The following is a 20,373-nucleotide window of genomic DNA, read 5'->3' as shown; positions in this document are numbered from 1 at the left end:
GGCAGTGCGGCATCGTCGGCGCGCTTGACGCCGTCGTGCCGTCGATTTGACCCGGGTTTGCCGCGCGCATCGATAGCGTGATCGCAGGTTCTGGCGTGGAGGACGACGGCGATGGGCAGGTCCGCCGAACATGTGTACACCGATCCGGCCAGCATCCAGGCATTGGAAGCACTGGTACGCGAGCTGCCGACCAACGGCCATGTGCGCCTGGCCTTGAAGGGAGGTGAGAGCTGCGAAGGCGTGATCGTGGAGCGCCCCAATGTGCAGCTCTATCTCGACCCCGGCGAGCAGCGCGAGGGTATCAATGGCGAGCTGTGCCTGGAGCGCCCCGGCGAACCGGACTGGCATCGCTGGATATGGCTGGACGAGATCGCGCGCGTGGAGCACCTGGACTCCACGCTGGGCAGCGAGTGCTGATCAGGTCAGGCGCGTGAAGCCATCCTCGCTCCAGCCTTCGCTGCCCACGCCGTGGCGCACGAAGAACAGGCCGTCCGGATCGTAGCGACGCTTCGCCTCCGCCAGTCGCGGATAGTTGGTGCCCCAGAAGCGTTGTTGCCAGTCGTGCAGGAAGTAGTCGCTTTCCGAGACATAGGAGCCGGCATCGGGCGCGACCTTCAGCAGAGCCTTCATGGCCTGGTCGATCTTGTGCGCCTGCTGGCGAGCCTTGGCCAGTTCGGGGCTGCGCCCCGGCATGCCGACGAATGCCGGCTCGCCGCCGTCGGCGCAGATCGCCAAGGCGAACGCTTCGAGCATGCCGGGGTTCGTCGCCGTATCGCGTGCACGTTCGATCGCATCGGCCGGCGCACCGGCCAGGCCCTTGTTGAAATGCAGTGCGTAGTCGAAATGCTGGGAAGCGTCGAACAGCGCATCGGCAAGCGCGTCCTGTCGCCCGGGCTGCAACAGCGAAGCAGGCATCCAGGCCGACTGGTAGCCATGGATGAACCAGCCCACCTGGTCGTGATCGCCGCGCCAGATCATGTGGTGCGCCGGGGCGCCGGGGCGGTCGTCCGGCACGATGTACTGGGGTGCGTGTCGGCGGAAGAATGCCGCGTCCCAGAAATGGCGGGCGGGCAGGGCCATGGCGTGGATCGGCTCGACGATGCTGTATTCGGGGTGCGCCTTGACCCAGGCCAGGAAGGGCTCCCAGGTCTGCTGTGCCTGCTCCTGGGTCAGGCCTTGGAACACCATGGAGATCTGCAGCGCGTTGCCGTCGCGGAAGCTCACCTGCTCACCCCAGTGCGGGTTGAACAGTGCCTCGCGGTAGAAGCCGACGAAGCGGCGCACCAGCGTGCGATAGGCCTCGGGCGAGGACGCGAGGATCCGCCCCATCGCCGCGCCGAAGAACTCCGGCAGTTCGAAGGTGCGCAGGGTCAGTCGCGTGATGACGCCCAGGCTGCCGCCGCCACCGCCCTTGATGCCCCAGAACAGTTCCGGGTCGTTGTACGCATTGACCACGCGCACCTTGCCGTCGGCGGTAACGATCTCCGCCTCCAGCAGATTGCCGGCGGCGCTGCCGAAGCCCTTGGAGAAGCTGCCGAAGCCGCCGCTCTGAATCAGGCCGGCGACGCCCACCGTGGCGCAGCCGCCGCCTTGCACGTAGCGCCCGGCCTGGGTGGTGACCGCGTCATAGGCGTCGATCCATAGCGCGCCGGATTGCACGCTGACCGCCGGCAACGGCGTGGCGCGGCCGATGGCGCCTTGCGGCACGAAAGCGTCGTGCAGCTCGATCCGATTCATAGGGCGCGTCCATACCAGCAGCGAATCCGGCGCCTCCGAGGTGCCCTGATAGCTGTGGCCGCCGCCTTTGACCACCAGGCGCAGACGGTGCTGGCGGGCGAAGTTCACCGCGGCGGCGACATCGCTCGCACTCTCGGCGGCCACGGCGTAGGCACTGGGCTGCGAGATCCAGGCATCGGCCCAGCCGCTGGTCTGAGTCAGCGCCGGGTCGTCGCCCAGGGCGAACGGGTTGTCGAGGCGCTTCATCGCCTCATTGCACGCGGCGGAGGGGCACTCGGCGAACGGCGAGCGTGGCTGCAACAGGCGGCCGCCCACCTGCCGGCTCAGCTCGTCCCATCGGGCCGCCGCAGGCCAGCCCGGCTGGCCGGGGCGGACGCGGCGGAACGTCAACGGGCCGGCCAGCGCATGGAGGGCTTTGGCCGGTGAGCTCGCGCCGGCACGAAGGGCCAGCGGCAGCAGCGGGAGGGCGAGGGAAGCTTTGAGCAGGTCGCGGCGATTCATGGGGAGGCTCGTGGAAGGCGCGGCGGCGCCGGATGCCCCGCATGCTGTGACGCTGGCGGCATGCATCCCAGCGCCAAGTGATTGATGGCGGGGCGCAAGGGACGAATGGCGGACCCTGGTGATGACTGGCGGCGCGCTTAGAATGCCCGCCATGCAAATCCGGCCCGGCTTCGACTATCAGGATTTCCAGCGCTGGCGCCGACCGCTCGGGAGGGCGTTCTGGGTGCTGGTCACCCTGCTCAACACGGTGGTCAACGCCGTCGTGGCGCGGATGGACAACCCGCACCTGCCGGCCTGGGAGCCATGGACCTGGGAATGGAGCAGCGGCCTGCTGATCCTCGCGCTGATTCCGGCCGTGCTTGCGGTCGAGCGCCGCTGGCCTTTCCGCCTCGACAGCTGGCGCACCAGCCTGCCCTGGCACCTGCTGGCCAGTATCCCCTTCAGCCTGATCCATGTCGGCGGCATGGTCGCCCTGCGCCGGCTGGTGTATGCCGCGATGGATCGCCACTACGACTTCGGCGCCTGGTGGTCGAACTTCGGCTACGAGTATCTGAAGGACATCCGCACCTATTTCCTCATCATCGCCCTGGTCAGCCTGTCGCGGCTGTGGCTGATGCGCTGGCAGGGCGAGGCGCGCCTGCTGGCCGAGCCGGACGAAGGCCCGCCGGTGGAGCCGGTGGAGCGACCCGAGCGTTTCCTGGTGCGCAAGCTGGGCAAGGAATTCCTGGTCAATGCCAGCGAGATCGAATGGCTGCAGGCCTCGGGCAACTACGTCAACCTGCACGTGCGCGGTCGTGATTATCCGCTGCGCAGCACCATGGCCGGCATCGAGGAGCGCCTGGACGCGCGCCGCTTCGTCCGGGTGCATCGCAGCTATGCGATCAACCTGGACTACCTGGCCGAAATCGAGCCGCTGGAAGCCGGCGAGGCGCGCCTGCGCATGCGCGACGGCGCCGTCGTGCCGTGCAGCCGCCGCTATCGTGCGCAGCTGCGCGAGCGTTTCGGCGAGGCGCCGGCCGGTGCCTGAGCGGTTGCGCCCCTGTGCGCGGCGTTTCACTCTTAAGCCTTTCCAACCCACGGATATCCGCCGATGAACCCGACGCGCCTTCGCTCCGCCGCCGCCCTGGCCGCTCTGTTCGTGCTCGCCGGCTGCTCGCCGTCGGGCGATCAGTCCGCGCCGGCGCAGGCGCCCGCCCAGGCCCAGGCCGACGAGGCCGCCAAGAAGCTGGACACCTATCGCCAGCTGCTGCGCATCCACAACGACGAGATGGCGACCTCGATGGGCAAGGAGATCGTCAGCCGCTACCCGGACAGCGATGCCGCCAAGGAAGTGCAGCAGACCCTGCCGGAGGTGGAAAAGCGCTGGAAGGAAACCAGCGAGAACAACCGCCTGCAGGGCCTGTGGCTGTACCAGGTGTCGCCGATGGCCGGCGGCACGCAGTCCACCGCCACCATCTACAGCAGCCAGCCGTCCGGCAACGACCGCGTGCGCCTGGTGCTGCGCCGCCATACCGAGTGGGGACAGAACGCCTTCCTTTATGCCAGCGGCGAACATGGCTTCGTATGCAAGGCCAACTGCACGCTCAAGACCGTGGTCGATGGCAAGGAGACGGGCATCAAGGCGTTCGCGCCGAGCACCGGCGAGCCGGCGCTGATGATTCGCGACGACAAGGCCTTCATCGCGATGCTGGAGAAGGCCAAGAAGATTTCCATGGATGTCACCATGCAGGACGGCGAGAAGAAGCTCACGCTGGTGTACGAAGTCGGTGGCTTCGATCCGGCGAAGTGGCAGCCGGTGAGCAAGGGCGGCAAGAAGAAGTAACGCGTGCACCCCGTGCGCCGTCGCGCGTTGGTGTGCGAGTCTCCCCTCCACGGAGGATCGGTCATGTCCGCCAAGCGTCTTTTTGCTATCGCTACCGCCGCCGCGTTGCTCAGCGCGTGCGCCAGCGTGCCCTATGCCGAGCGCATCAGTGCACGCCAATCCGCTTACGCTGCCGCGGCGGGCGAACCCGTGCGCAGCTTCCGCTTCTTCGAGCTGTACTCATGGGAGCCGCTGGGCAATAGCCAGCTGGCCGTCTATACGCGGCCTAATGAGGCCTATCTCGTCAGCGTGATGGGGCCGTGCCCGGACCTGGAGTTCACCAACGTCATCGGCCTCACCTCGAATCTGCGCGAGGTGCAGGTGCGCTTCGACAAGGTGCTCACCGGACGGAGCGACTTCCCGTGCACCATCGGCGAGATCCGTCCGGTAGACCTGGGCAAGCTCAAGGCCGTCGAGCACGAGCAGCGCAAGATCCAGGCCGCCGACCGGCCGGCGCAGACGAGCGACAAGCCCGGCGCATGAAGGAGCCGCAAATCTACTGCCCGCATTGCCAATGGCGGCCGCTGGGCAGTAGCCGCTGGCAGTGCTCGCCACGCATGGGCGGCTGCGGCACGACATGGAACACCTTTTGGACCGCCGGCATGTGCCCCGGCTGCGGCTATCGGTGGGAAATCACCGCCTGCCTCGCCTGCAAGCGGTTTTCGCCGCATCGCGACTGGTACCACTGGCCGGAAACGCAGGACACCGGGCACGAGCGGCATGCCGAGATTGAGCGGTAGCGATTGGCTGACATACCTGCCTAGGGATGGAGCACCGGCCAGTCGAGTACCGGATGCGGGCCGGGCAGGTGTGCTTTCAGCAAGGCCGGAGCGAGGCTCAGGCCGTTATCGCTGTTGGTAAACCACAGGATGCCGCGCTTGCGGGCCGGGCAGATCATGAAGAACGACTGGTAGCCATCGTTGATGCCGTGGTGGAAAGCGCAGCTGACGTCATCCTGCCTTTCCAGTCCCACGCCGAGGCCCCAGTGCAGCGCGTACTTGTCGTTCACCACGACCTGGCTTTCGCGTTCGCGCGCCAGCGGCGAGCCAGGCGCGGCATCGAGCATCGCCTGCACGAAGCGCGCATAGTCCGCCGGCGTGGTGTAGACCGACGCCGCGGCGATCGGGCGTCGGAACGGCGCGGCGTCGATGCTTTTTTCCTTCGCGTCGTAACCGGTAGCAAGGCGGTTGGCGTAGTCATCGCGCCATACATAGCTGCTGTCGCGCATGCCAAGTGGCTTGAATACGTGTTCCTCGGCCAGGGCCGGCAGCGGCTTGCCGGTGATGGCCTCCAGCGCGGCGGCCAGATACGCGTAGCCTTCGCCGGAGTAATTCCAGCGCGCTCCCGGTTCGGCAACGAACTTAAGCGGTTCGCCGAAAGCCCAGTTAGGCATGCCGCCGCGATGGCTCAACACCATGCGTGCGGTGACCTTGGCCAAGCGCGGATCGGCGTCGGTATCCCAGGTCGGTGCGGGGGCCATGGGGCTCTGGTCGTGGCGATACGGCGACTTCAAGTAGCGGGCGATCGGTTGATCCAGATCGAGCTTGCCTTCGCGCACGAGATCGAGCGCCAGCATCGCGAATACCGGCTTGCTGAGCGATGCGGCCTGGAACACCGTACGAGGCGTCATCGCGCGCTGGCGCTTGACGTCGGCGAGGCCGCAGCTGCTGGTCGACACATGGCTGCCGGCGATATCGACGATCACCGCGCCGGGTACGCCGGCCTGCCGCAGGACGTCCGGTGCAGGGCAGTCATTGGCGCGCGCGGCCTGACAGGCGGCACAGGCGAGCAGCAGGCCGATTATGCGAAGGAGCATGACGCGATTCCCCGTGTGGATCGGGAAACAGGATGCATCAGCGATGTTTTGCTCGCCGCATGACTGGTGGCATGGCGTGCGAGGTGCCATGCCCGTGCGGCATCAGTGCGGGGAAAGTTTCAATGCAGGAACAGCTTCTCGGTGATCTTGGCGAGCGGCTTTTCCACGATGTCCTGCAGGCGCGCAGGAAGATCCAATGGCTTGAGCAGCATCTTCACCGTCATCTCGGCCGGAATGTTCCGGCGCAGCAGCGCCTGCGCGCGCCCGGTGATGCGCTTGAACTCTTCCTGGTTGTCCTTGTGCTGCGGATAACACTGGTTGAATACGTGGCGCAGCGCGATGTCGCTGTCTTCGCTCTTGATCTCGTTGACCCGGCGCAGGATGGCGCGGAACACCTTGTAGCGGCCGAAGCCCTCGCGTTCGCGGTACAGCCGGAAGTGCTGGTAGAAGTGCTTGTAGTGGCGCACTTCATCGCTCTTGATGTGGTTGGTGAGCTGCTTGAGCACCGGCTCGTCGGTGATGTCGTTGAGGGCGCGGTACAAGCTGGCCGTGCCGGTCTCCACCACGCAGCGTGCGGCCAGCTCCAGGCCGCGGCTGGACTCCAGTTCGTCGGCGGTACACACCTTGCCGTACTCGTCCCAGAACGATTGGAAGCCGCGTTCCCAGTCGAACTCCGGCCACACCTTCCTGACGTAGGCGGCCAGCGCGCGTCCGTGCTGCAGTTCCTCATGTTCCCAATGCTGGCTGAGCCAGGTCTGCAGCGCCTCGTCGCCGGCGAAGTGATCGACGAGATTATGCGTGTAGAGATCGGAGCCGCTTTCGACGAAGGAGGCGCTGCACAGCAGGAAGAACAGGTCTTCGTTGTGGCGCACGCGGTCGAATTCGATGCGGTCGAGGTCCAGGCTTTCCAGAGTCCAGGGCAACGAGGTGTTGTAGCTCACGCGGGATTTCCTGTGCGGGCCCGGGCCGTCCGCGCGGGGCGCGCGCCGGCCTGGCATGACTGTTCTGTGACAACAGCATACGACGAGACCGCGCAGAGGGACTAAGGCCACACTGAACGAACGCCGTCTTTCACCCGCTTTATCCGCGGCGGAGCCGGCTCATCCACCCGCCTCAGCGCACCACTGTGACCGGCACATGCGAGCGGGCCAGCACGTCGTCGGATACCGAGCCCAGCAGCCATCGCGCGAGCGCACCACGCTCCGTGTGACCGATCACCACGTGGTCGATGCCGTGCCGCCGTACCTGGTCCAGCAGAATGTCGCCGGGGCTGCCGGAGACGACCTCGACGTCGAACCATCCTGCGGCCTCCGGCGTCATTTCCCGCAGCTCGGCCATCAGTTCGTTGGCGCGCCGCGCACCGTCGTCGGCCATCACCAGGGCGCAGGTGTCGGCCGCGCCCTCCACCAGCTTCACCGCGTTCACCACGCGGACGCGGCCACCGCAGGCGCGAGCGAGCCCGATCGCAAAGCGGAACGCGCGCTGAGACGAAGCGGAGCCGTCATAGCCGACCAGCGCATACTTGATCATGGCGTCATCCCCCCTTTGGTGACGGCCGTTCAATCGGTCACTTGGCGGCAGCGGCGTTCCACGTGCGTGTTCTTGGACTGCTGGTTTTCCTGGATCTTCTTGCCCGCATAGCCGCCGCCCACGGCGCCTGCCACGGTAGCGAGGGTACGGCCCTTGCCGCCGCCGACCTGATTGCCCAGGAGACCGCCGGCCACCGCGCCGACCGCCATGCCGGCGATCTGGTTCTTGTCCTTTGGCTCGTCCTGCACGGTGACGTCTTCGCAGACGGTACGTGTCTTGTGCTGGGTAGTGGCCTTCTTCTTGGTCGTGGTGCTCTGCGCCAGGAGAGTCCCGGCCGAGCTGCCGGTGCTGGCCGGCCCCCCGGCATAAGCCGGACCGCCCGCCAGGAGAAGCATGGAAAAACCGACGGCGAACGCAATTCCCGGTTTCATGACGACGCTTCCCTTGTTCCGTAGTGGTGGACGCAAGTTTGCGCGCCCAGTTGTTACGGCCACATCAAAAACGACGCCGCTTCGACGCCGCGATCACGCCCCATGCCCAAGGCTGAATGTCACCGCCCGGCTTTCCTGGCCGTTCAGCGGCAGCGCCTACGATGGCAGCCGGGCAATGACCCTACCGAAGAAGGAGAGCGATCATGATGAAGCGTTCGATGGGAGTGATGGCGCTGGTGCTGGCGATGGCGGGCGGCATGGCCGTGGCGGATAGCGCACGGGCCGCCGACGCGAACGTCGATTGCAAGCTGCGGTTCAACCTCTCCGGCTGGTCGATCATCTACAAACATGCCGAAGGCAACGGCACGATCACCTGCGACAACGGACAGAAGGCCAACGTCAAGATCGAAGTGATCGGCGGCGGGCTGACCGCGGGCAAGTACCGCATCGACGACGGCAAGGGCGATATCAGCCACGTGCGTTCTATCGACGACGTGTTCGGCGACTACGCGCAGGCTGGTGCCGAGGCGGGTGTGGTCAAGAGCGGCCAGGCGCAGGTGCTGACCAAGGGCACCACCTCGTTGGCGCTGGCCGGTACGGGCGAGGGCGTGAACCTCGGCGTTTCGGTGGGCAAGTTCACCATCAAGCGGCCGTAAGACCTTGCCGTCATTCGCGAAGGGCGCCTCAGGGCGCCCTTCGTCGTGCATGCGCGTACACTTCGGCCGTTTCCCCCTCCCCAGGAGTGTCGTCATGCGCCGTACCGCTCTGTTGCTGATGTTGACCTTGCTGGCCGGGCTGTTCGCCCCGGCGTTCGCCGCCGACGCGCCGTCGGCGCTCCCGCAGGTGGGACAGCCCGCGCCCGATTTCCACCTGCAGGACCAGAACGGCAAGTGGCATACGCCGGCCGATCACCACGGCCGCTGGCTGGTGCTGTACTTCTATCCGAAGGACTTCACGCCGGGCTGCACCACCCAGGTGTGCACGTTCCGCGATGACGTCGCCAAGCTGCGCAAGGCCGGTGCCGACGTAGTGGGCGTGAGTCTGGATGACGTGAAGTCGCACGCCGAGTTCGCCGCCAAGTATCACGTGCCGTTTCCGCTGCTGGCCGATAGCGACAAGAAGGTCGCTGCCGCCTATGGCGTGCTCACCTCCAAGATGGGCATGCAGTACGCCAAGCGCACGACCTTCCTGATCGATCCGGAGGGCAACGTGGCCAAGGTCTATCAGGATGTCGATCCGGAGAAGAACTCTAGCCAGGTGCAGGCCGACCTGTCCTCGTTCAAGTCGGACAAGGCTCCCTGATGCTGTTGAAAGTGCGCAAGGACGCGGCGGGCTCCCGTACGGAGTTCGCCGCGTGGCCGATCGCGGTGTGGCTGTTGCTTCTGCTGGCCGCGTTCGGCGGGGTGCAGTACCTGCGTTTCGGGCGGTTCGATTACCTCGCCGCCGCCATGGCGGTGATCGTCGTCTGCGCCGGCTGCGTGTTGCGGCAGGCATGGGCCCGGCAGGCCATGCGGGCGGTCGCGGTACTGCTGGCCTGCTGGGCGGCCTACACCGGCGTGCTGATGTGGATGGACCGCGAGCGATTCGACGCAGCTCGCCAGGCGGCGCTGGCGCAGCCCCAGTTGGGCGAAGTCGCACTGATGATGGTGGAGCGCGCGCGCCGCACCTACCAGGTGGTCATCGGGATCAAGGCGGTCGCCGTACCGGTGCTGCTGTGGCTGGCCTGGCGACTGGGACGGCCCGAGGTGGCAGCCCAGTTCCACACGCGCCGGCGTTGATCGGCGGCGTCCGGATTCAGCCCGGGTTGTCCGGCGGCGCGCTATCGCTGCGCTTCGTTATCCGAGGAAGTCGCATGCGCTGCCGGTCCCTGCCTCTGTTTTGTTCGCTGATTTTACTGGGAGGCGCCAGCTGCGCCTTGCGGGCGCAGGATCTCGCCACGACCTGCCAGGCCAGCAGCAGCTACGACCTCACCCTGCGCTCGTCGGAACTGCTGTTCGACCGGCCGCAGCCGGCCCCTTTCCATGTCGAACTGCATGACGGCTCGCTGCGTACCGACGGCTCCGCAGTAGCGCTGCGAGCCGAGGACCAGGACCGCCTGGCCTTGTTCGAGCGCGAACTGCGCGCGCTGGCGCCGCGCGCCAAGGCGGTCGCACGCAACGGCGTCGACCTTCTGGCACAGGCCATGCGGGAAGAGGCCGGCAACCTCGGCCTCGGCGCATCGTCGATGGCGGAGCTGAACCAGCGCCTGGACGCTCGCGTAGCGGAACTCAAGCAGCGTATCGATGCCAGCAACAGCACGCACGACTGGCAGGGCGACATGGCCGACCAGTACGCCAGCCAGGTGGCGGGCGATCTGCTACCGGTATTGGCCGGAGACTTGGGCCAGCAGGCCATCCAGGCTGCGATGAGCGGCGACATGCAGGCGGCGGCCAGCTTGCGTGACCGTGGCGCCGACCTGGCCACGCAGCTGCGCCCTCGGCTGGAGCGTCGCATGCAGGCCCTGCGTCCGCAGATCCAGGCGCTGTGCCCGTCGATACGGCGCCTCGCCGAGTTGCAGCAGGGGGTGCGCGGCGGCAACGGACAAACTTTGAACCTTCTGCAGATCGCCCAGTGACATCGGTCAACCGCAGCTGAGCGTGGACGAGCCGGGCCGGGCGAAATTAATGCTCGGCTAAGCAGGCGGGTCCGAGCATAGCGGCAGCGCTAACCGCCCTGTCTTGCCGCTCGTTTCGAACCGCCCGGAGGCGGTCGCCGTGTCGCATTCCGATTCCTCGTTGTACAACGCCCTGATCCGTCGCGGCATCGACGATCGCGACCTGCATCGCCGGGCGCTGGAGCAGGTGCGCGATCCTGCCCTGCAAATCCTGCTTTTCGAGAACCTGCAGACGCTCGATTCGCTGATCACCGACCTGCAGGCGCAGGTCCGTGCGAATAGTGGCGAGCCCGCCGGGCACGGCACCATGGCGGGTGCGCTGCGCATCGTCGCGGCCGACCTCTCCACGCGGTTTTCCGCGCACCGGGACGCTGCCTGGGTGCAGTGCCTGGCTCGGCACGAATGCGGGCTGCTGCACAGTTTCGAGCGCTGCCTGCGGCGCGCCGGCAAACAACCGGACGCCAGACGGGATTCCCTGCTCGGGCGGCAGCTGGACCGTCTTTACGGCATGCACCGCGACATGCATTGTCTGGCCGGTACCACCCACGGCTGAGAGACGGCGATATGCCCACGGCGCAGGACGTGCTGTCCTTCTGGTTCCATCCGGCACACGAGGCGTCCTGGTTCGAACGCAGCGAGGCCTTCGATACGGCCATTCGCGAGCGCTTCGGGGAACTGCATGCGTGCGCAGCGCGCGGCGAACTGGACGACTGGTCTCTGGAGCCGGCCGGGTGGCTGGCGCTGCTGATCGTGCTGGACCAGTTCAGCCGCAATCTCTATCGCGACGACCCGCGCGCCTTCGATGGCGACCCGAAGGCGCAGCGCATTGCGCTGGACGGCATCGATCGCGGCTTCGATGAGGCATTACCGCCTGAGCGCCGCGTCTTCGCCTATCTGCCGCTGGAGCATGCCGAGCACCCCGGATTGCAGCTGCGCTGCGTGGAACTGTTCGGTCGCCTGTCCGATAGCTATCCTGGGCACGCGCCGTATGCGAACTATCTCGACTATGCGCGCCGCCACCAGGCGGTGATCGCGCGTTTCGGCCGGTTTCCCCATCGCAACGCGGCGCTGGGCCGTGCCTCCTCGCCGGAGGAGACGCACTATCTGACCCAGCCCGGCGCCGGTTTCTGATCGAACGTCTTCAGGAAAGGAGTTCCACCATGCATCGCGCGATTCTGTTTGTTGCCCTGGCGCTGGCCGTCTTCGCCGCGCACGCCGCCAGTACGCTGCGCGTCGGCAGCCAGGTGCTCAGCACGGGCGAAAGCGCTACCCGCGCCATCCAGCTGCTCGGCGAGCCGTCCTTCAAGGAGCCGATCGAGAGCGAGCGCGGCGGCTATGTCGGCGAGCGCTGGCAGTTCCAGCGCCAGGATGGCCGCATCACCACCATTACCGTCGTCGGCGGCAAGGTGGGCTCGATCGAGGATCACGAGCGCTGACCGAGGCGCTCACGCGGCGGTGGCTTCCCCTTACGTGCCGCCGCGTCATCAACCGATGCCGCGGTCTGTCGGCCAAGGCTAGTTTTTGCCCGGATGGCGCCGGTCGCGCCGGAAGGGAAGAGTCATGCGGATTTCCATATGTCTGGCGCTGATGCTGATCCTGGCGGAGGGCGTGCAGGCCGATACCTTGCGCGTCGGTAACCAGGTGCTGACGACGGGCGACAGCGCCGCGCGGGTCGTCCAGCTGATGGGCAAACCGGACCACAAAGCCCGCGACAGCACCCAGCCCCAGCGCAAGGCCACGGGAAAGCATGGCAAAAAGCCCAGGGCCGGCAAGGTCGCAGGCGCCCGCGTGGTGGGTGGGCCAGCCGGCGAGCGCTGGCAGTACCGGCGTGGTCACCGCACGGTGACCGTGGTGCTGGTGGATGGCCGGGTGGCACGCATCGAGTGAGGCACCCGTTCGTGCATGGTCGTCGGCGCGCCGGCATGCCATAAATACGGCGGTCCAAGGAAAAGCCGCCCATGCCCGAACCGCACGTCTCCTCCCACGCCGCCCATCGTGGCCTGCTGCGCTCCCGTGCCGGAGGCGGCCACGGCAAGGTCACCAACATCGAGCTGTTCTTCGACCTGGTGTTCGTCTACGCGGTCACCCAGCTCTCGCACGCTTTGCTGCACGACCTGACCTTGCTGGGCGCGGCGCACGTGCTTCTGCTGTTCCTTGCAGTGTGGTGGGTATGGATCTTCACCGGCTGGGTGACCAACTGGCTGGATCCGGAGCGGATCGCCGTGCGCGCGATGCTGCTGGCGCTCACCTTCGCCGGCCTGTTGCTGTCGACCTCGCTGCCGGAAGCCTTCGGCGAGCGCGCCTGGCTGTTCGCCGGCGCCTACGTCGCCATGCAGGTGGGCCGCACGCTGTTCGGGGTCTGGGCCATGTGGCGCGGCGGCACGCGTTCGCAGCGGAACAACTTCGTTCGCATCGCCGCCTGGCTGGCGCTGGCCGGCGTGTTCTGGCTGATCGGCGCGGAGCACGAAAGCGACGCGCGTTTCCTGTGGTGGATCCTCGCCCTGGGAATCGAATACATGGGGCCGGCCGCGGGCTTCTTCGTGCCTGGCATCGGGCGTTCCACGACGGTGGACTGGGACGTGGAAGGCGGCCATCTGGCCGAGCGCTGCAGTCTGTTCGTGATCATCGCGCTGGGCGAGTCGCTGGTCGTCACCGGATCGACGTTCGCCGAGTCTCACCCGGTCACCGCCGCCGTGCCGGCTTTCGCCGTGGCCTTTCTCGGCTGCGTGGCGATGTGGTGGATCTATTTCGATCTCGGCGCCGAACGCGGCAGCCGCGCCATCCGGCACTCCGCCGATCCCGGCCGCACGGCACGCCTGGGCTACACCTATCTGCACCTGCCGATCGTCGCCGGCATCGTGGTGTGTGCGGTCGGCGACGAGCTGACCCTCAGTCATCCGCATGCGCGCTGCGACATGCCGACGGTGATCGTGCTGATCGGCGGGCCGATGCTCTATCTGCTGGGCAATGCCCTGTTCAAGATGACCGTCGGCCAGTCGAATTTCCCGCTGTCGCACCTGGCGGGGCTGGTGCTGCTGATTTTCCTGGTGGCGCCGGCGCTCATGCTGTCGGTGTTCTGGCTGTCCGCCTTGACCACGGCGGTGCTGCTGCTGGTCGCGCTATGGGAAGCGCTGTCTCTACGTGCAGTGCGCCGGCAGCTGGCCGACGCTGCTCACTGAGCGCAGCGCAACTCGGCGAGCAATCGCGCGGCGGTCCAAGTCACCGGCGCAGCTTCGGCCGCGCGGACCAGTTCGATGATGCGCGCGTTGACCGGCGCGCGCCGGCCGGCCTCTTCGGCCAGCGCCACGATCGCGCCGTGCAGGGCATCCACCTCGGTACGCCGGCCAGCCTGCAGGTCCTCCCACGTGGATGAGCGCGCCAGCGGGTCGATGGCCAGCATGCGCGGAGCGATCCGTGCGAACAGCGCGTCTGGCAATGAGAGCACCCACGGCAGCCAGTGCGGCGGCAGTGGCGTGAGCCTGGCGACCCGCAGTTGCAGTGCGACGAAGCTGTCGAGCGCCTCGCGCTGCGCCAGCGCCAGGCAGCGACGCCAACCGCGCTGCGACAATTCCTCGCGCAGCGGCAGGCCGGACAGCGCATTGATCGCGTTGTTGAGATTGAACAGCAGCTTCGCGCGCTGCACGGCAGCCATATCGCCCCGCCTTTCCAGCGGTAGCCCGGCGGCGGCAAATGCAGGTAGATAGCGCGCCAGCGCTGGATGGTCGTCCACCATCAGGGCACCGCCGGACCCTTGGTGAAACGCGCCGGGGCCTCGCTGCACTACGTTGAAAGGCACCATGCCTGCCAGCACGATGCAGCCGGGCAGCGCTTCGCGCAGCACATCGGCGTTGCGCAGGCCGTTCTGGAAGCTGATCACCACCTTCCCGGGAGACAGTACACCGGCCAGTTCGCGCGCCGCTTGCGCGGTGTCGCCGGATTTCACCGTGACCAGCACCAGAGGCGCATGGGCATCGACCGGTGTGGGCGACAGGTCCAGCGCATCGCCGGGAATGATCCGGCGAAAACCATGCAGGTCGGTCAGCGTGATGCCGTGCGTGCGCAAGGTGTCGGCCATGCGCGGGCGCGCGATGAAGCGCACTGCGGCGTGGCCGTGCAGCCGCCCGCCGAGATAGCCGCCGACGCTGCCGGTACCGTAGATGACGATGTCGGGCTGTGCGCTCACGCCACCGCCGCCGCAGCTGCGCGTCCGGCGATGCGCCCGGAGAACAGGCAGCCGCCGAGGAAACTGCCCTCGAGTGCGCGGTAGCCGTGCAGGCCGCCGCCGCCGAAGCCGGCGGCCTCGCCGGCGGCATACAGGCCGGGCAGCGGATGGCCATCCGGGCCGAGCACGCGCGCCTGCAGGTCGGTCTCCAGGCCACCGAGCGTCTTGCGGGTGAGGATGTGCAGGCGCACCGCGATCAGCGGGCCGTTGGCCGGATCGAGCAGGCGGTGCGGTCTGGCCACGCGCACCAGCTTGTCGCCGCGGTAGCGGCGCGCGTTGTGGATCGCCATCACCTGCGCGTCCTTGGCGAATGGATGATCGAACTGCCGGTCGCGCGCCTCGATCTCCCGGCGCAGCTCGCTCACGTCGAGCAGGCCGTTGCCGGCCAGCGCATTCATGCCAGCCACCAAGTCTTCGAGCGTGTCGCGCACGATGAAATCCCTGCCGTGCTGCTTGAACGCCTCCACCGGCGCCGGCGCGCCCTTGCCGATCGCACGCCGGGCTACCTGGCGCCAGCTCTTGTTGGTGAGGTCCGGATTCTGTTCGGAGCCGGACAGCGCGAACTCGCGCCGGATGATCTGCTGGTCCAGCACGAACCAGCTGTAGTCGTACCCGGTGTGGCGCAGATAGGCCAGCGTGCCCATGGTGTCGAAGCCGGGCCACAACGGGCCGGGCAGGCGCTTGCCGGTGGCGTCGAACCACAGCGGAGAAGGGCCGGGCAAGATGCGGATCGCATGTTGCGGCCAGATCGGGTTCCAGTTCTCGATGCCTTCGACGTAGTGCCACATGCGATCGCGATTGATCAGCTGCGCGCCGGCCGCTTCGCTGATCGCGAGCATGCGTCCGTCCACGTGCGCGGGCACGCCGCACAACATATGTGCCGGCGGCTGGCCGAGCCGGCTTGGCCAGTGGCGCCGCACCAGCTCGTGATTGGCGCCGATGCCGCCGGAAGCGACGATCACCGCCTGCGCGCGATGCTCGAATTCGCCTGCCGTCTCGCGCGAACTCGGCCGTCCGCGCTCCACGCTATCGGGCGCGAGCACGATGCCGCACGCGCCGACCACTGCGCCGCCTTCCACCAGCAGTTCGTCTACGCGATGGCGGAAGGCGAAGCGGATAAGCCCTTTCGCTTCGGCGGCGCGCGCGCGGCGCGCGAACGGCTCCAGCACGCCGGGGCCGGTGCCCCAGGTGACGTGGAAGCGCGGCACCGAATTGCCGTGCCCGTAGGCGCCGTGCCCCCCGCGTTCGGCCCAGCCGACCACCGGGAACCAGCGCATGCCCATGGCGTGCAGCCAGGCGCGTTTCTCGCCCGCGGCGAAATCCACGTAGGCTTCGGCCCAGCGTCGCGGCCAGTGGTCTTCGGGCCGATCGAACGCGGCCGTACCCATCCAGTCCGCCAGCGCCAGCGCATGCGAATCGCGTACGCCCATGCGCCGTTGTTCCGGCGAGTCGACAAAGAACAGCCCGCCGAACGACCAAAACGCCTGGCCACCGAGGCTCTGCTCCGGTTCCTGTTCCAGCACAAGCACCCGGCGGCCGGCATCGGCCAGCTCGGTAGCGGCGGCGAGGCCGGCGAGGCCGGCGCCGATCACGATTACGTCGAAACCGTCCCGCATGCGTTCGCTCCCCCGGGGGCTGTGACGTTCCAGACGTTAATCGAGCTGCGCGCTCCTGCCTATGCGCAATGCCACATGTGACCGATGGCAGGGCATGACGGCTGGCCCATGCCGCTCGCCGGTGCCGCGCCGCATCGTGGCGCCATGGGCCGGCGGAGGGCCGGCCGCGCCACGAGGGAGCAAATCATGCGTACGACATTCGTCGCGACTGCGGGCACGCTCGCGCTCGGCCTGATGCTGGCCACGCCGGCGTCGGCCCGCGAAATCCACATCGATCATGCCAACTGCGGTTATGCGACGCCTTATGACGTCCAGGTCGATACCTCGGGCATCCATTTCGAACGCGACGACGGCAAGCCCGCCAAGGTATTCATGCACGACGGGCAGCTGCGCGTGGATGGCCGCGACGTCGCGGTGTCGGGCGCGGACGCGGCGCGCCTGCGCCAGTACGAGGAGAACGTGCGCAGCTTGCTGCCGGAAGTGGCCGGCGTGGCGCGCGAAGGCGTCGACGTGGGCTTCGCCGCGATGCGCGTGGTGATGGCCACCTTCGCGCAGAACGAAAGCGAGCGCCGCGAGCTGACCGGGCGACTCGACCGCCGCCGTGCCCAGGCCCTGGCCGGCATCGACGGCTCGCTGGGCCGCGGCGTGTGGAAGCACGGTGCGGCGAGCGAGGCGCTGAGCGACAGCGTGCAGGAAACCGTGGGCGACCTGGTCGGCAAGGTCACCGGCGAAGCCGTGACCGCGGCGCTGAGCGGCGACCAGAGCAAAGTGGCCGCGCTGCAGGCGCGTGCCGATTCGCTGGACAAATCCATCGACAAGGAAATCAACGCGCGTGCCGACCGCTTGAGCGAACACGCCCGCGCGTTGTGCCCGAGACTGCAGGCTCTGGACGAGCTGCAGCAGCAGTTCCAGTTTCGCCTCGCCGACGGCTCGCGCCTGCAACTGGTCACGCACGAGAAGGAAGACAACAACAAGGCGCCCGCCAAAAAGGAGCAGGACGTCGCATCGCGGTGAGCGCGATTGCCCCTGGAGACCCGCCGTCTACTCCCTCGCTAGGGGTCTCCCTGACGCCGCGCCTGTTCCCCCGGGCGCGGCTTTTTTATGCCTATGGATCGGTTCGGCAGCGCGCCGTCTGCGACGCGCTGCCATGAAGCCCTGCTAGGCTTCGTGTGGTTTTTTTCGACGGATCCCAGGCCATGCATGATTTTCTGGTGCGAATGCATTTCTCCGAGGGTGCCATCCAGCATCTGTTCGACATCGCCGCCGCCTTGCTGATTTTGCTGGTCGGCGTCTGGGTCGCCGCGCGCGTCGCCAACTTCGCGCTGCGCGCGATGCAGCGGGCGAAATTCGATCCGACGCTCAGTGGTTTCCTGCGCAATCTCATCAATGGCGTGCTGATCGTGCTGCTGGTGGTGATGGCGCTGCAGCAGGCGGGCGTGCCGTCCGCCCCGCTGATCGCCGCGCTCAGTACCGCGGGCCTGGCCATCGGCCTGGCCTTGCAGGGCTCGCTGAGCAATCTCGCCTGGGGCGTGCTGCTGATCGTGTTCCGGCCCTTCCGCGTCGGCGACTACATCACCGCCGGCGGCATCGATGGCACCGTGGACTCGATCAACCTGATGCACACCCTGCTGGTGCTGCCAGACAACCGCGAGGCGATCGTGCCCAACGGCAAGATCGGCGCCGATGCCATCGTCAATTTCAACCGTCGCGGCACCCGCCGCTTCGAGCTGAAGGTGGGCATCGGCTATGGCGACGACATCGGCAAGGCCATGGCCGCGGTGCGCGAGCTGTTCGGCGGCGACGAGCGCATCCTGCGCGATCCGGCGCCCGGCGTTTGGACCGAATCGCTGGGCGACAGCTCGGTGAACCTGGTGATCCGTGCCTACACCCGCAGCAGCGACGTCTGGGGCACCCAGACAGACCTGCTGCGCCGGATCAAGGAGCGCTTCGACGCCGAAGGCATCACCATCCCGTTCCCCCAGCGCGAGCTGCGCGTAGTGCAGGGCAAGCTCCCGGACTGATGCCATTGCTCCCTCTCCCCTCCGGGGAGAGGGTTGGGGTGAGGGGCCGGGCGGAGCGTAGAAGCGGATGCGGAAAGCAAGTCGCGCTCCGTTGCTCCTCCCTTGCAAGCCCCGGCCCCTCAGCCGGCTGCCGCCACCCTCTCCCCGGCGGGGAGCAGGATTCCCCGTGCATACGTATGCGCATGGTCCCCTGCGACCAAGATCGATCCAGACGGGCCGGCGAGCCTTCGCTATGATTGGACTCTTGCGCGCCGCCATCCCCGGGCGCTGCGCCATCGCCATCCGCAGGAGAAACCATGGCCGACCTGAAAGAAGCCCGTGTACCGGATATCGGGCACGACAATGTCCCGGTGATCGAGGTGCTGGTGAAGCCCGGCGACAAGGTCGCGAAGGAACAGGGCCTGGTGACCCTGGAGTCGGACAAGGCGACGATGGAAGTGCCCGCGCCGTTCGCCGGCACGGTCAAGGAAGTCAAGCTCAAGGTGGGCGACGAGGTTTCCGAGGGCGCCGTGATCGCCATCATCGAGGCCGATGAGGCTGGTGCCGTGGCCGAGACGCCCAAGGCCGCCGCACCCGCGCCGGCTCCCGCCCCTGCACCGGCACCCGCCAAGGCGGCCGAGCCCGCCCGTGTGGCACCCGCGCCGGCCGGCGGCGGTGTGCGCGAGGCCCTGGTGCCCGACATCGGCGGCCACGAAGGCGTGCCGGTGATCGAGGTGCTGGTGAAGGTCGGCGACACCGTCGCCAAGGATCAGAGCCTGATCACGCTCGAATCCGACAAGGCCACCATGGAAGTTCCCGCCGCGTTCGGCGGTGTGGTGAAGGAACTGAAGGTCAAGGTGGGCGACGAGCTCTCCGAGGGCGCCGTGATCGCCTTGATCGAAAGCGCCGAGGGCGCACCGGCCCCGGCTCCCGCACCGGCCCCGGCCGCTGCCAAGGTCGAAGCGCCGAAGGTCGAGGAGAAGCCCGCCCCGATCGGTGGCCGCGGCGTGCTCCCGGGCAACGCCCCCGAAGGCGACGTGGCGCCCACCGCCCGTCCGCCGTTCGACTCGCGCATCGTCATGCCCGGCGACGCGCCCTACGCCAGCCCCGCCATCCGCGCGTTCGCACGCGAGCTGGGCGTGGACATCCGCCAGGTCAAGGGCAGCGGCCGCGGCGGCCGCATCGTGCGCGAGGACATCTCCTCCTACGTCAAGCACGCGCTCGCCTCCGGCGCGCGTCCGAGCGGTGCCCCGCAGCCTTCCGGCGGCGGCCTCAACCTGCTGCCGTGGCCGAAGGTGGACTTCGCCAAGTTCGGCGCGATCGAGGAGAAGCCGCTCTCCCGCATCCAGAAGATCTCCGGCGCCAACCTGGCGCGCAACTGGGCGATGATCCCGCACGTCACCCAGCATGAAGACGCGGATATCACCGAGCTGGAAGCCTTCCGCAAGAAGCTCGGCGAAGAGAACAAGGATCTGAAGATCACCCCGCTGGTGTTCCAGATCAAGGCGGTGGTCGCGGCGCTGAAGAAGTTCCCGCAGTTCAACGCCTCGCTGGACGAGACCGGCGAGAAGCTGATCCTCAAGAAGTACTTCCACATCGGCATCGCGGTGGACACGCCCGATGGCCTGGTGGTGCCGGTGATCCGCGACTGCGACAAGAAGGGCCTGCTCGACCTGGCCATCGAGCTGGGCGAGATTTCCAAGAAGGCGCGCGAGAAGAAGCTCGGCCCCAACGACATGTCCGGCGGCTGCTTCTCGATCTCCTCGCTGGGCGGCATCGGCGGCACGGCGTTCACGCCGATCGTCAACGCGCCGGAAGTGGCGATTCTCGGCGTCTCCAAGGCGCAGACCAAACCGGTGTGGAACGGCAAGGAATTCGCCGCGCGCCTGATCCTGCCGCTGTCGCTGAGCTACGACCACCGCGTGATCGACGGCGCGCTGGCCGCGCGCTTTGCCTCCTTCCTCGCCACGCAGCTCGGCGACATTCGCCGCCTGCTGCTCTGACGC

At 67.6% G+C, this 20,373-nt stretch carries 24 protein-coding genes; 17 read left to right on the top strand and 7 right to left on the bottom strand.

From position 1 onward, the window contains the following. Positions 1 to 111 precede the first annotated feature (111 nt). Complete coding sequence (locus ACNR9O_RS18115) at positions 112 to 417, top strand: DUF3247 family protein (RefSeq protein WP_473686244.1); 306 nt, start codon at positions 112 to 114, stop codon at positions 415 to 417. Here the strand turns inward: ACNR9O_RS18115 and ACNR9O_RS18110 are convergent, their stop codons facing one another. Next, positions 418 to 2,238: an FAD-binding oxidoreductase gene (locus tag ACNR9O_RS18110; RefSeq protein ID WP_473686246.1), complete on the bottom strand. Its 1,821-nt coding sequence runs from the start codon at positions 2,236 to 2,238 to the stop codon at positions 418 to 420. 121 nt (positions 2,239 to 2,359) lie between these two features. Here ACNR9O_RS18110 and ACNR9O_RS18105 point away from each other — a divergent pair, with 121 nt between their 5' ends. The 4 genes from ACNR9O_RS18105 (at position 2,360) to ACNR9O_RS18090 (ending at position 4,839) form a co-directional block, all read left to right on the top strand. Beyond that, the gene (locus ACNR9O_RS18105; protein WP_473700669.1) at positions 2,360 to 3,265 is read left to right on the top strand and encodes a LytTR family DNA-binding domain-containing protein; all 906 of its coding nucleotides are present in this window, start codon (positions 2,360 to 2,362) and stop codon (positions 3,263 to 3,265) included. Positions 3,266 to 3,328: 63 nt separating this feature from the next. Next, entirely contained in the window at positions 3,329 to 4,060 is a 732-nt protein-coding gene (locus ACNR9O_RS18100) for a hypothetical protein (protein ID WP_473686250.1), read from the top strand. A 63-nt stretch (positions 4,061 to 4,123) separates the two neighbouring features. Beyond that, positions 4,124 to 4,582 carry a DUF6491 family protein gene (locus ACNR9O_RS18095; RefSeq protein ID WP_473686252.1) on the top strand — a complete coding sequence of 153 codons (459 nt, stop codon included), beginning with the start codon at positions 4,124 to 4,126 and terminating at the stop codon, positions 4,580 to 4,582. Continuing rightward, a complete protein-coding gene (locus tag ACNR9O_RS18090) occupies positions 4,579 to 4,839 on the top strand; it encodes a hypothetical protein (RefSeq protein ID WP_473686254.1) in 261 nt (86 codons plus the stop codon). Before ACNR9O_RS18095 ends, ACNR9O_RS18090 begins: the two co-directional genes overlap by 4 nt. A gap of 20 nt (positions 4,840 to 4,859) precedes the next feature. On the opposite strand, the gene ACNR9O_RS18085 is transcribed toward ACNR9O_RS18090, so the two are convergent. From ACNR9O_RS18085 to ACNR9O_RS18070, 4 genes are all read right to left on the bottom strand, one after another. After that, positions 4,860 to 5,915, bottom strand: coding sequence for a serine hydrolase domain-containing protein (locus tag ACNR9O_RS18085; RefSeq protein ID WP_473686256.1), 1,056 nt, complete (start codon positions 5,913 to 5,915; stop codon positions 4,860 to 4,862). A gap of 119 nt (positions 5,916 to 6,034) precedes the next feature. After that, positions 6,035 to 6,856 (bottom strand): ferritin-like domain-containing protein, encoded by an 822-nt coding sequence (locus ACNR9O_RS18080; protein ID WP_473686258.1) that lies wholly within the window; start codon positions 6,854 to 6,856, stop codon positions 6,035 to 6,037. Positions 6,857 to 7,028: 172 nt separating this feature from the next. Then, positions 7,029 to 7,445, bottom strand: a complete 417-nt coding sequence (locus ACNR9O_RS18075) for a universal stress protein (RefSeq protein WP_473686260.1) — start codon at positions 7,443 to 7,445, stop codon at positions 7,029 to 7,031. A 29-nt stretch (positions 7,446 to 7,474) separates the two neighbouring features. Further along, positions 7,475 to 7,876: a glycine zipper 2TM domain-containing protein gene (locus tag ACNR9O_RS18070; RefSeq protein WP_473686262.1), complete on the bottom strand. Its 402-nt coding sequence runs from the start codon at positions 7,874 to 7,876 to the stop codon at positions 7,475 to 7,477. A gap of 203 nt (positions 7,877 to 8,079) precedes the next feature. Between ACNR9O_RS18070 and ACNR9O_RS18065 the strand changes: the two genes are divergently transcribed. The 9 genes from ACNR9O_RS18065 to ACNR9O_RS18025 all read left to right on the top strand — a co-directional run bounded on the left by ACNR9O_RS18065 (position 8,080) and on the right by ACNR9O_RS18025 (position 13,708). Continuing rightward, the gene (locus ACNR9O_RS18065) at positions 8,080 to 8,532 is read left to right on the top strand and encodes a hypothetical protein (protein WP_473686264.1); all 453 of its coding nucleotides are present in this window, start codon (positions 8,080 to 8,082) and stop codon (positions 8,530 to 8,532) included. Positions 8,533 to 8,626: 94 nt separating this feature from the next. Then, positions 8,627 to 9,178, top strand: coding sequence for a peroxiredoxin (locus ACNR9O_RS18060; RefSeq protein ID WP_473686266.1), 552 nt, complete (start codon positions 8,627 to 8,629; stop codon positions 9,176 to 9,178). Further along, entirely contained in the window at positions 9,178 to 9,654 is a 477-nt protein-coding gene (locus ACNR9O_RS18055; protein WP_473686268.1) for a hypothetical protein, read from the top strand. Before ACNR9O_RS18060 ends, ACNR9O_RS18055 begins: the two co-directional genes overlap by 1 nt. Before the next feature lie 74 nt (positions 9,655 to 9,728). Continuing rightward, positions 9,729 to 10,490, top strand: a complete 762-nt coding sequence (locus tag ACNR9O_RS18050; RefSeq protein ID WP_473686270.1) for a DUF2884 family protein — start codon at positions 9,729 to 9,731, stop codon at positions 10,488 to 10,490. A 160-nt stretch (positions 10,491 to 10,650) separates the two neighbouring features. After that, the gene (locus ACNR9O_RS18045; protein WP_473686272.1) at positions 10,651 to 11,082 is read left to right on the top strand and encodes a PA2169 family four-helix-bundle protein; all 432 of its coding nucleotides are present in this window, start codon (positions 10,651 to 10,653) and stop codon (positions 11,080 to 11,082) included. An 11-nt stretch (positions 11,083 to 11,093) separates the two neighbouring features. Beyond that, the gene (locus ACNR9O_RS18040; RefSeq protein WP_473686274.1) at positions 11,094 to 11,660 is read left to right on the top strand and encodes a DUF924 family protein; all 567 of its coding nucleotides are present in this window, start codon (positions 11,094 to 11,096) and stop codon (positions 11,658 to 11,660) included. A gap of 29 nt (positions 11,661 to 11,689) precedes the next feature. Beyond that, a complete protein-coding gene (locus tag ACNR9O_RS18035) occupies positions 11,690 to 11,965 on the top strand; it encodes a hypothetical protein (protein ID WP_473686276.1) in 276 nt (91 codons plus the stop codon). 124 nt (positions 11,966 to 12,089) lie between these two features. Further along, on the top strand, positions 12,090 to 12,416 hold the full coding sequence (locus tag ACNR9O_RS18030; RefSeq protein WP_473686278.1) for a DUF2845 domain-containing protein: 327 nt from the start codon (positions 12,090 to 12,092) through the stop codon (positions 12,414 to 12,416). A 71-nt stretch (positions 12,417 to 12,487) separates the two neighbouring features. Next, positions 12,488 to 13,708 (top strand): low temperature requirement protein A, encoded by a 1,221-nt coding sequence (locus tag ACNR9O_RS18025; RefSeq protein WP_473686280.1) that lies wholly within the window; start codon positions 12,488 to 12,490, stop codon positions 13,706 to 13,708. Here the strand turns inward: ACNR9O_RS18025 and ACNR9O_RS18020 are convergent. Together ACNR9O_RS18020 and ACNR9O_RS18015 are read right to left on the bottom strand one after the other, a co-directional pair. Continuing rightward, positions 13,702 to 14,712, bottom strand: a complete 1,011-nt coding sequence (locus tag ACNR9O_RS18020; RefSeq protein ID WP_473686282.1) for a 2-dehydropantoate 2-reductase — start codon at positions 14,710 to 14,712, stop codon at positions 13,702 to 13,704. The genes ACNR9O_RS18025 and ACNR9O_RS18020 overlap by 7 nt on opposite strands. After that, positions 14,709 to 16,367 carry an FAD-binding dehydrogenase gene (locus ACNR9O_RS18015; RefSeq protein WP_473686284.1) on the bottom strand — a complete coding sequence of 553 codons (1,659 nt, stop codon included), beginning with the start codon at positions 16,365 to 16,367 and terminating at the stop codon, positions 14,709 to 14,711. Before ACNR9O_RS18015 ends, ACNR9O_RS18020 begins: the two co-directional genes overlap by 4 nt. 186 nt (positions 16,368 to 16,553) lie before the next feature. On the opposite strand from ACNR9O_RS18015, the gene ACNR9O_RS18010 reads away from it, so the two are divergent. From ACNR9O_RS18010 to aceF, 3 genes are all read left to right on the top strand, one after another. Continuing rightward, entirely contained in the window at positions 16,554 to 17,381 is an 828-nt protein-coding gene (locus tag ACNR9O_RS18010) for a DUF2884 family protein (RefSeq protein ID WP_473686286.1), read from the top strand. 182 nt (positions 17,382 to 17,563) lie between these two features. Continuing rightward, positions 17,564 to 18,388 (top strand): mechanosensitive ion channel family protein, encoded by an 825-nt coding sequence (locus ACNR9O_RS18005; protein WP_473686288.1) that lies wholly within the window; start codon positions 17,564 to 17,566, stop codon positions 18,386 to 18,388. 296 nt (positions 18,389 to 18,684) lie between these two features. Beyond that, positions 18,685 to 20,370 carry a dihydrolipoyllysine-residue acetyltransferase gene (aceF, locus tag ACNR9O_RS18000; RefSeq protein ID WP_473686290.1) on the top strand — a complete coding sequence of 562 codons (1,686 nt, stop codon included), beginning with the start codon at positions 18,685 to 18,687 and terminating at the stop codon, positions 20,368 to 20,370. Positions 20,371 to 20,373 lie beyond the last annotated feature (3 nt).

Source organism: Dyella sp. CR10, from assembly GCF_055814425.1.
The sequence above is the reverse complement of the archived record's forward strand: the minus strand, read 5'-3'. Positions and strand labels throughout refer to the sequence as shown.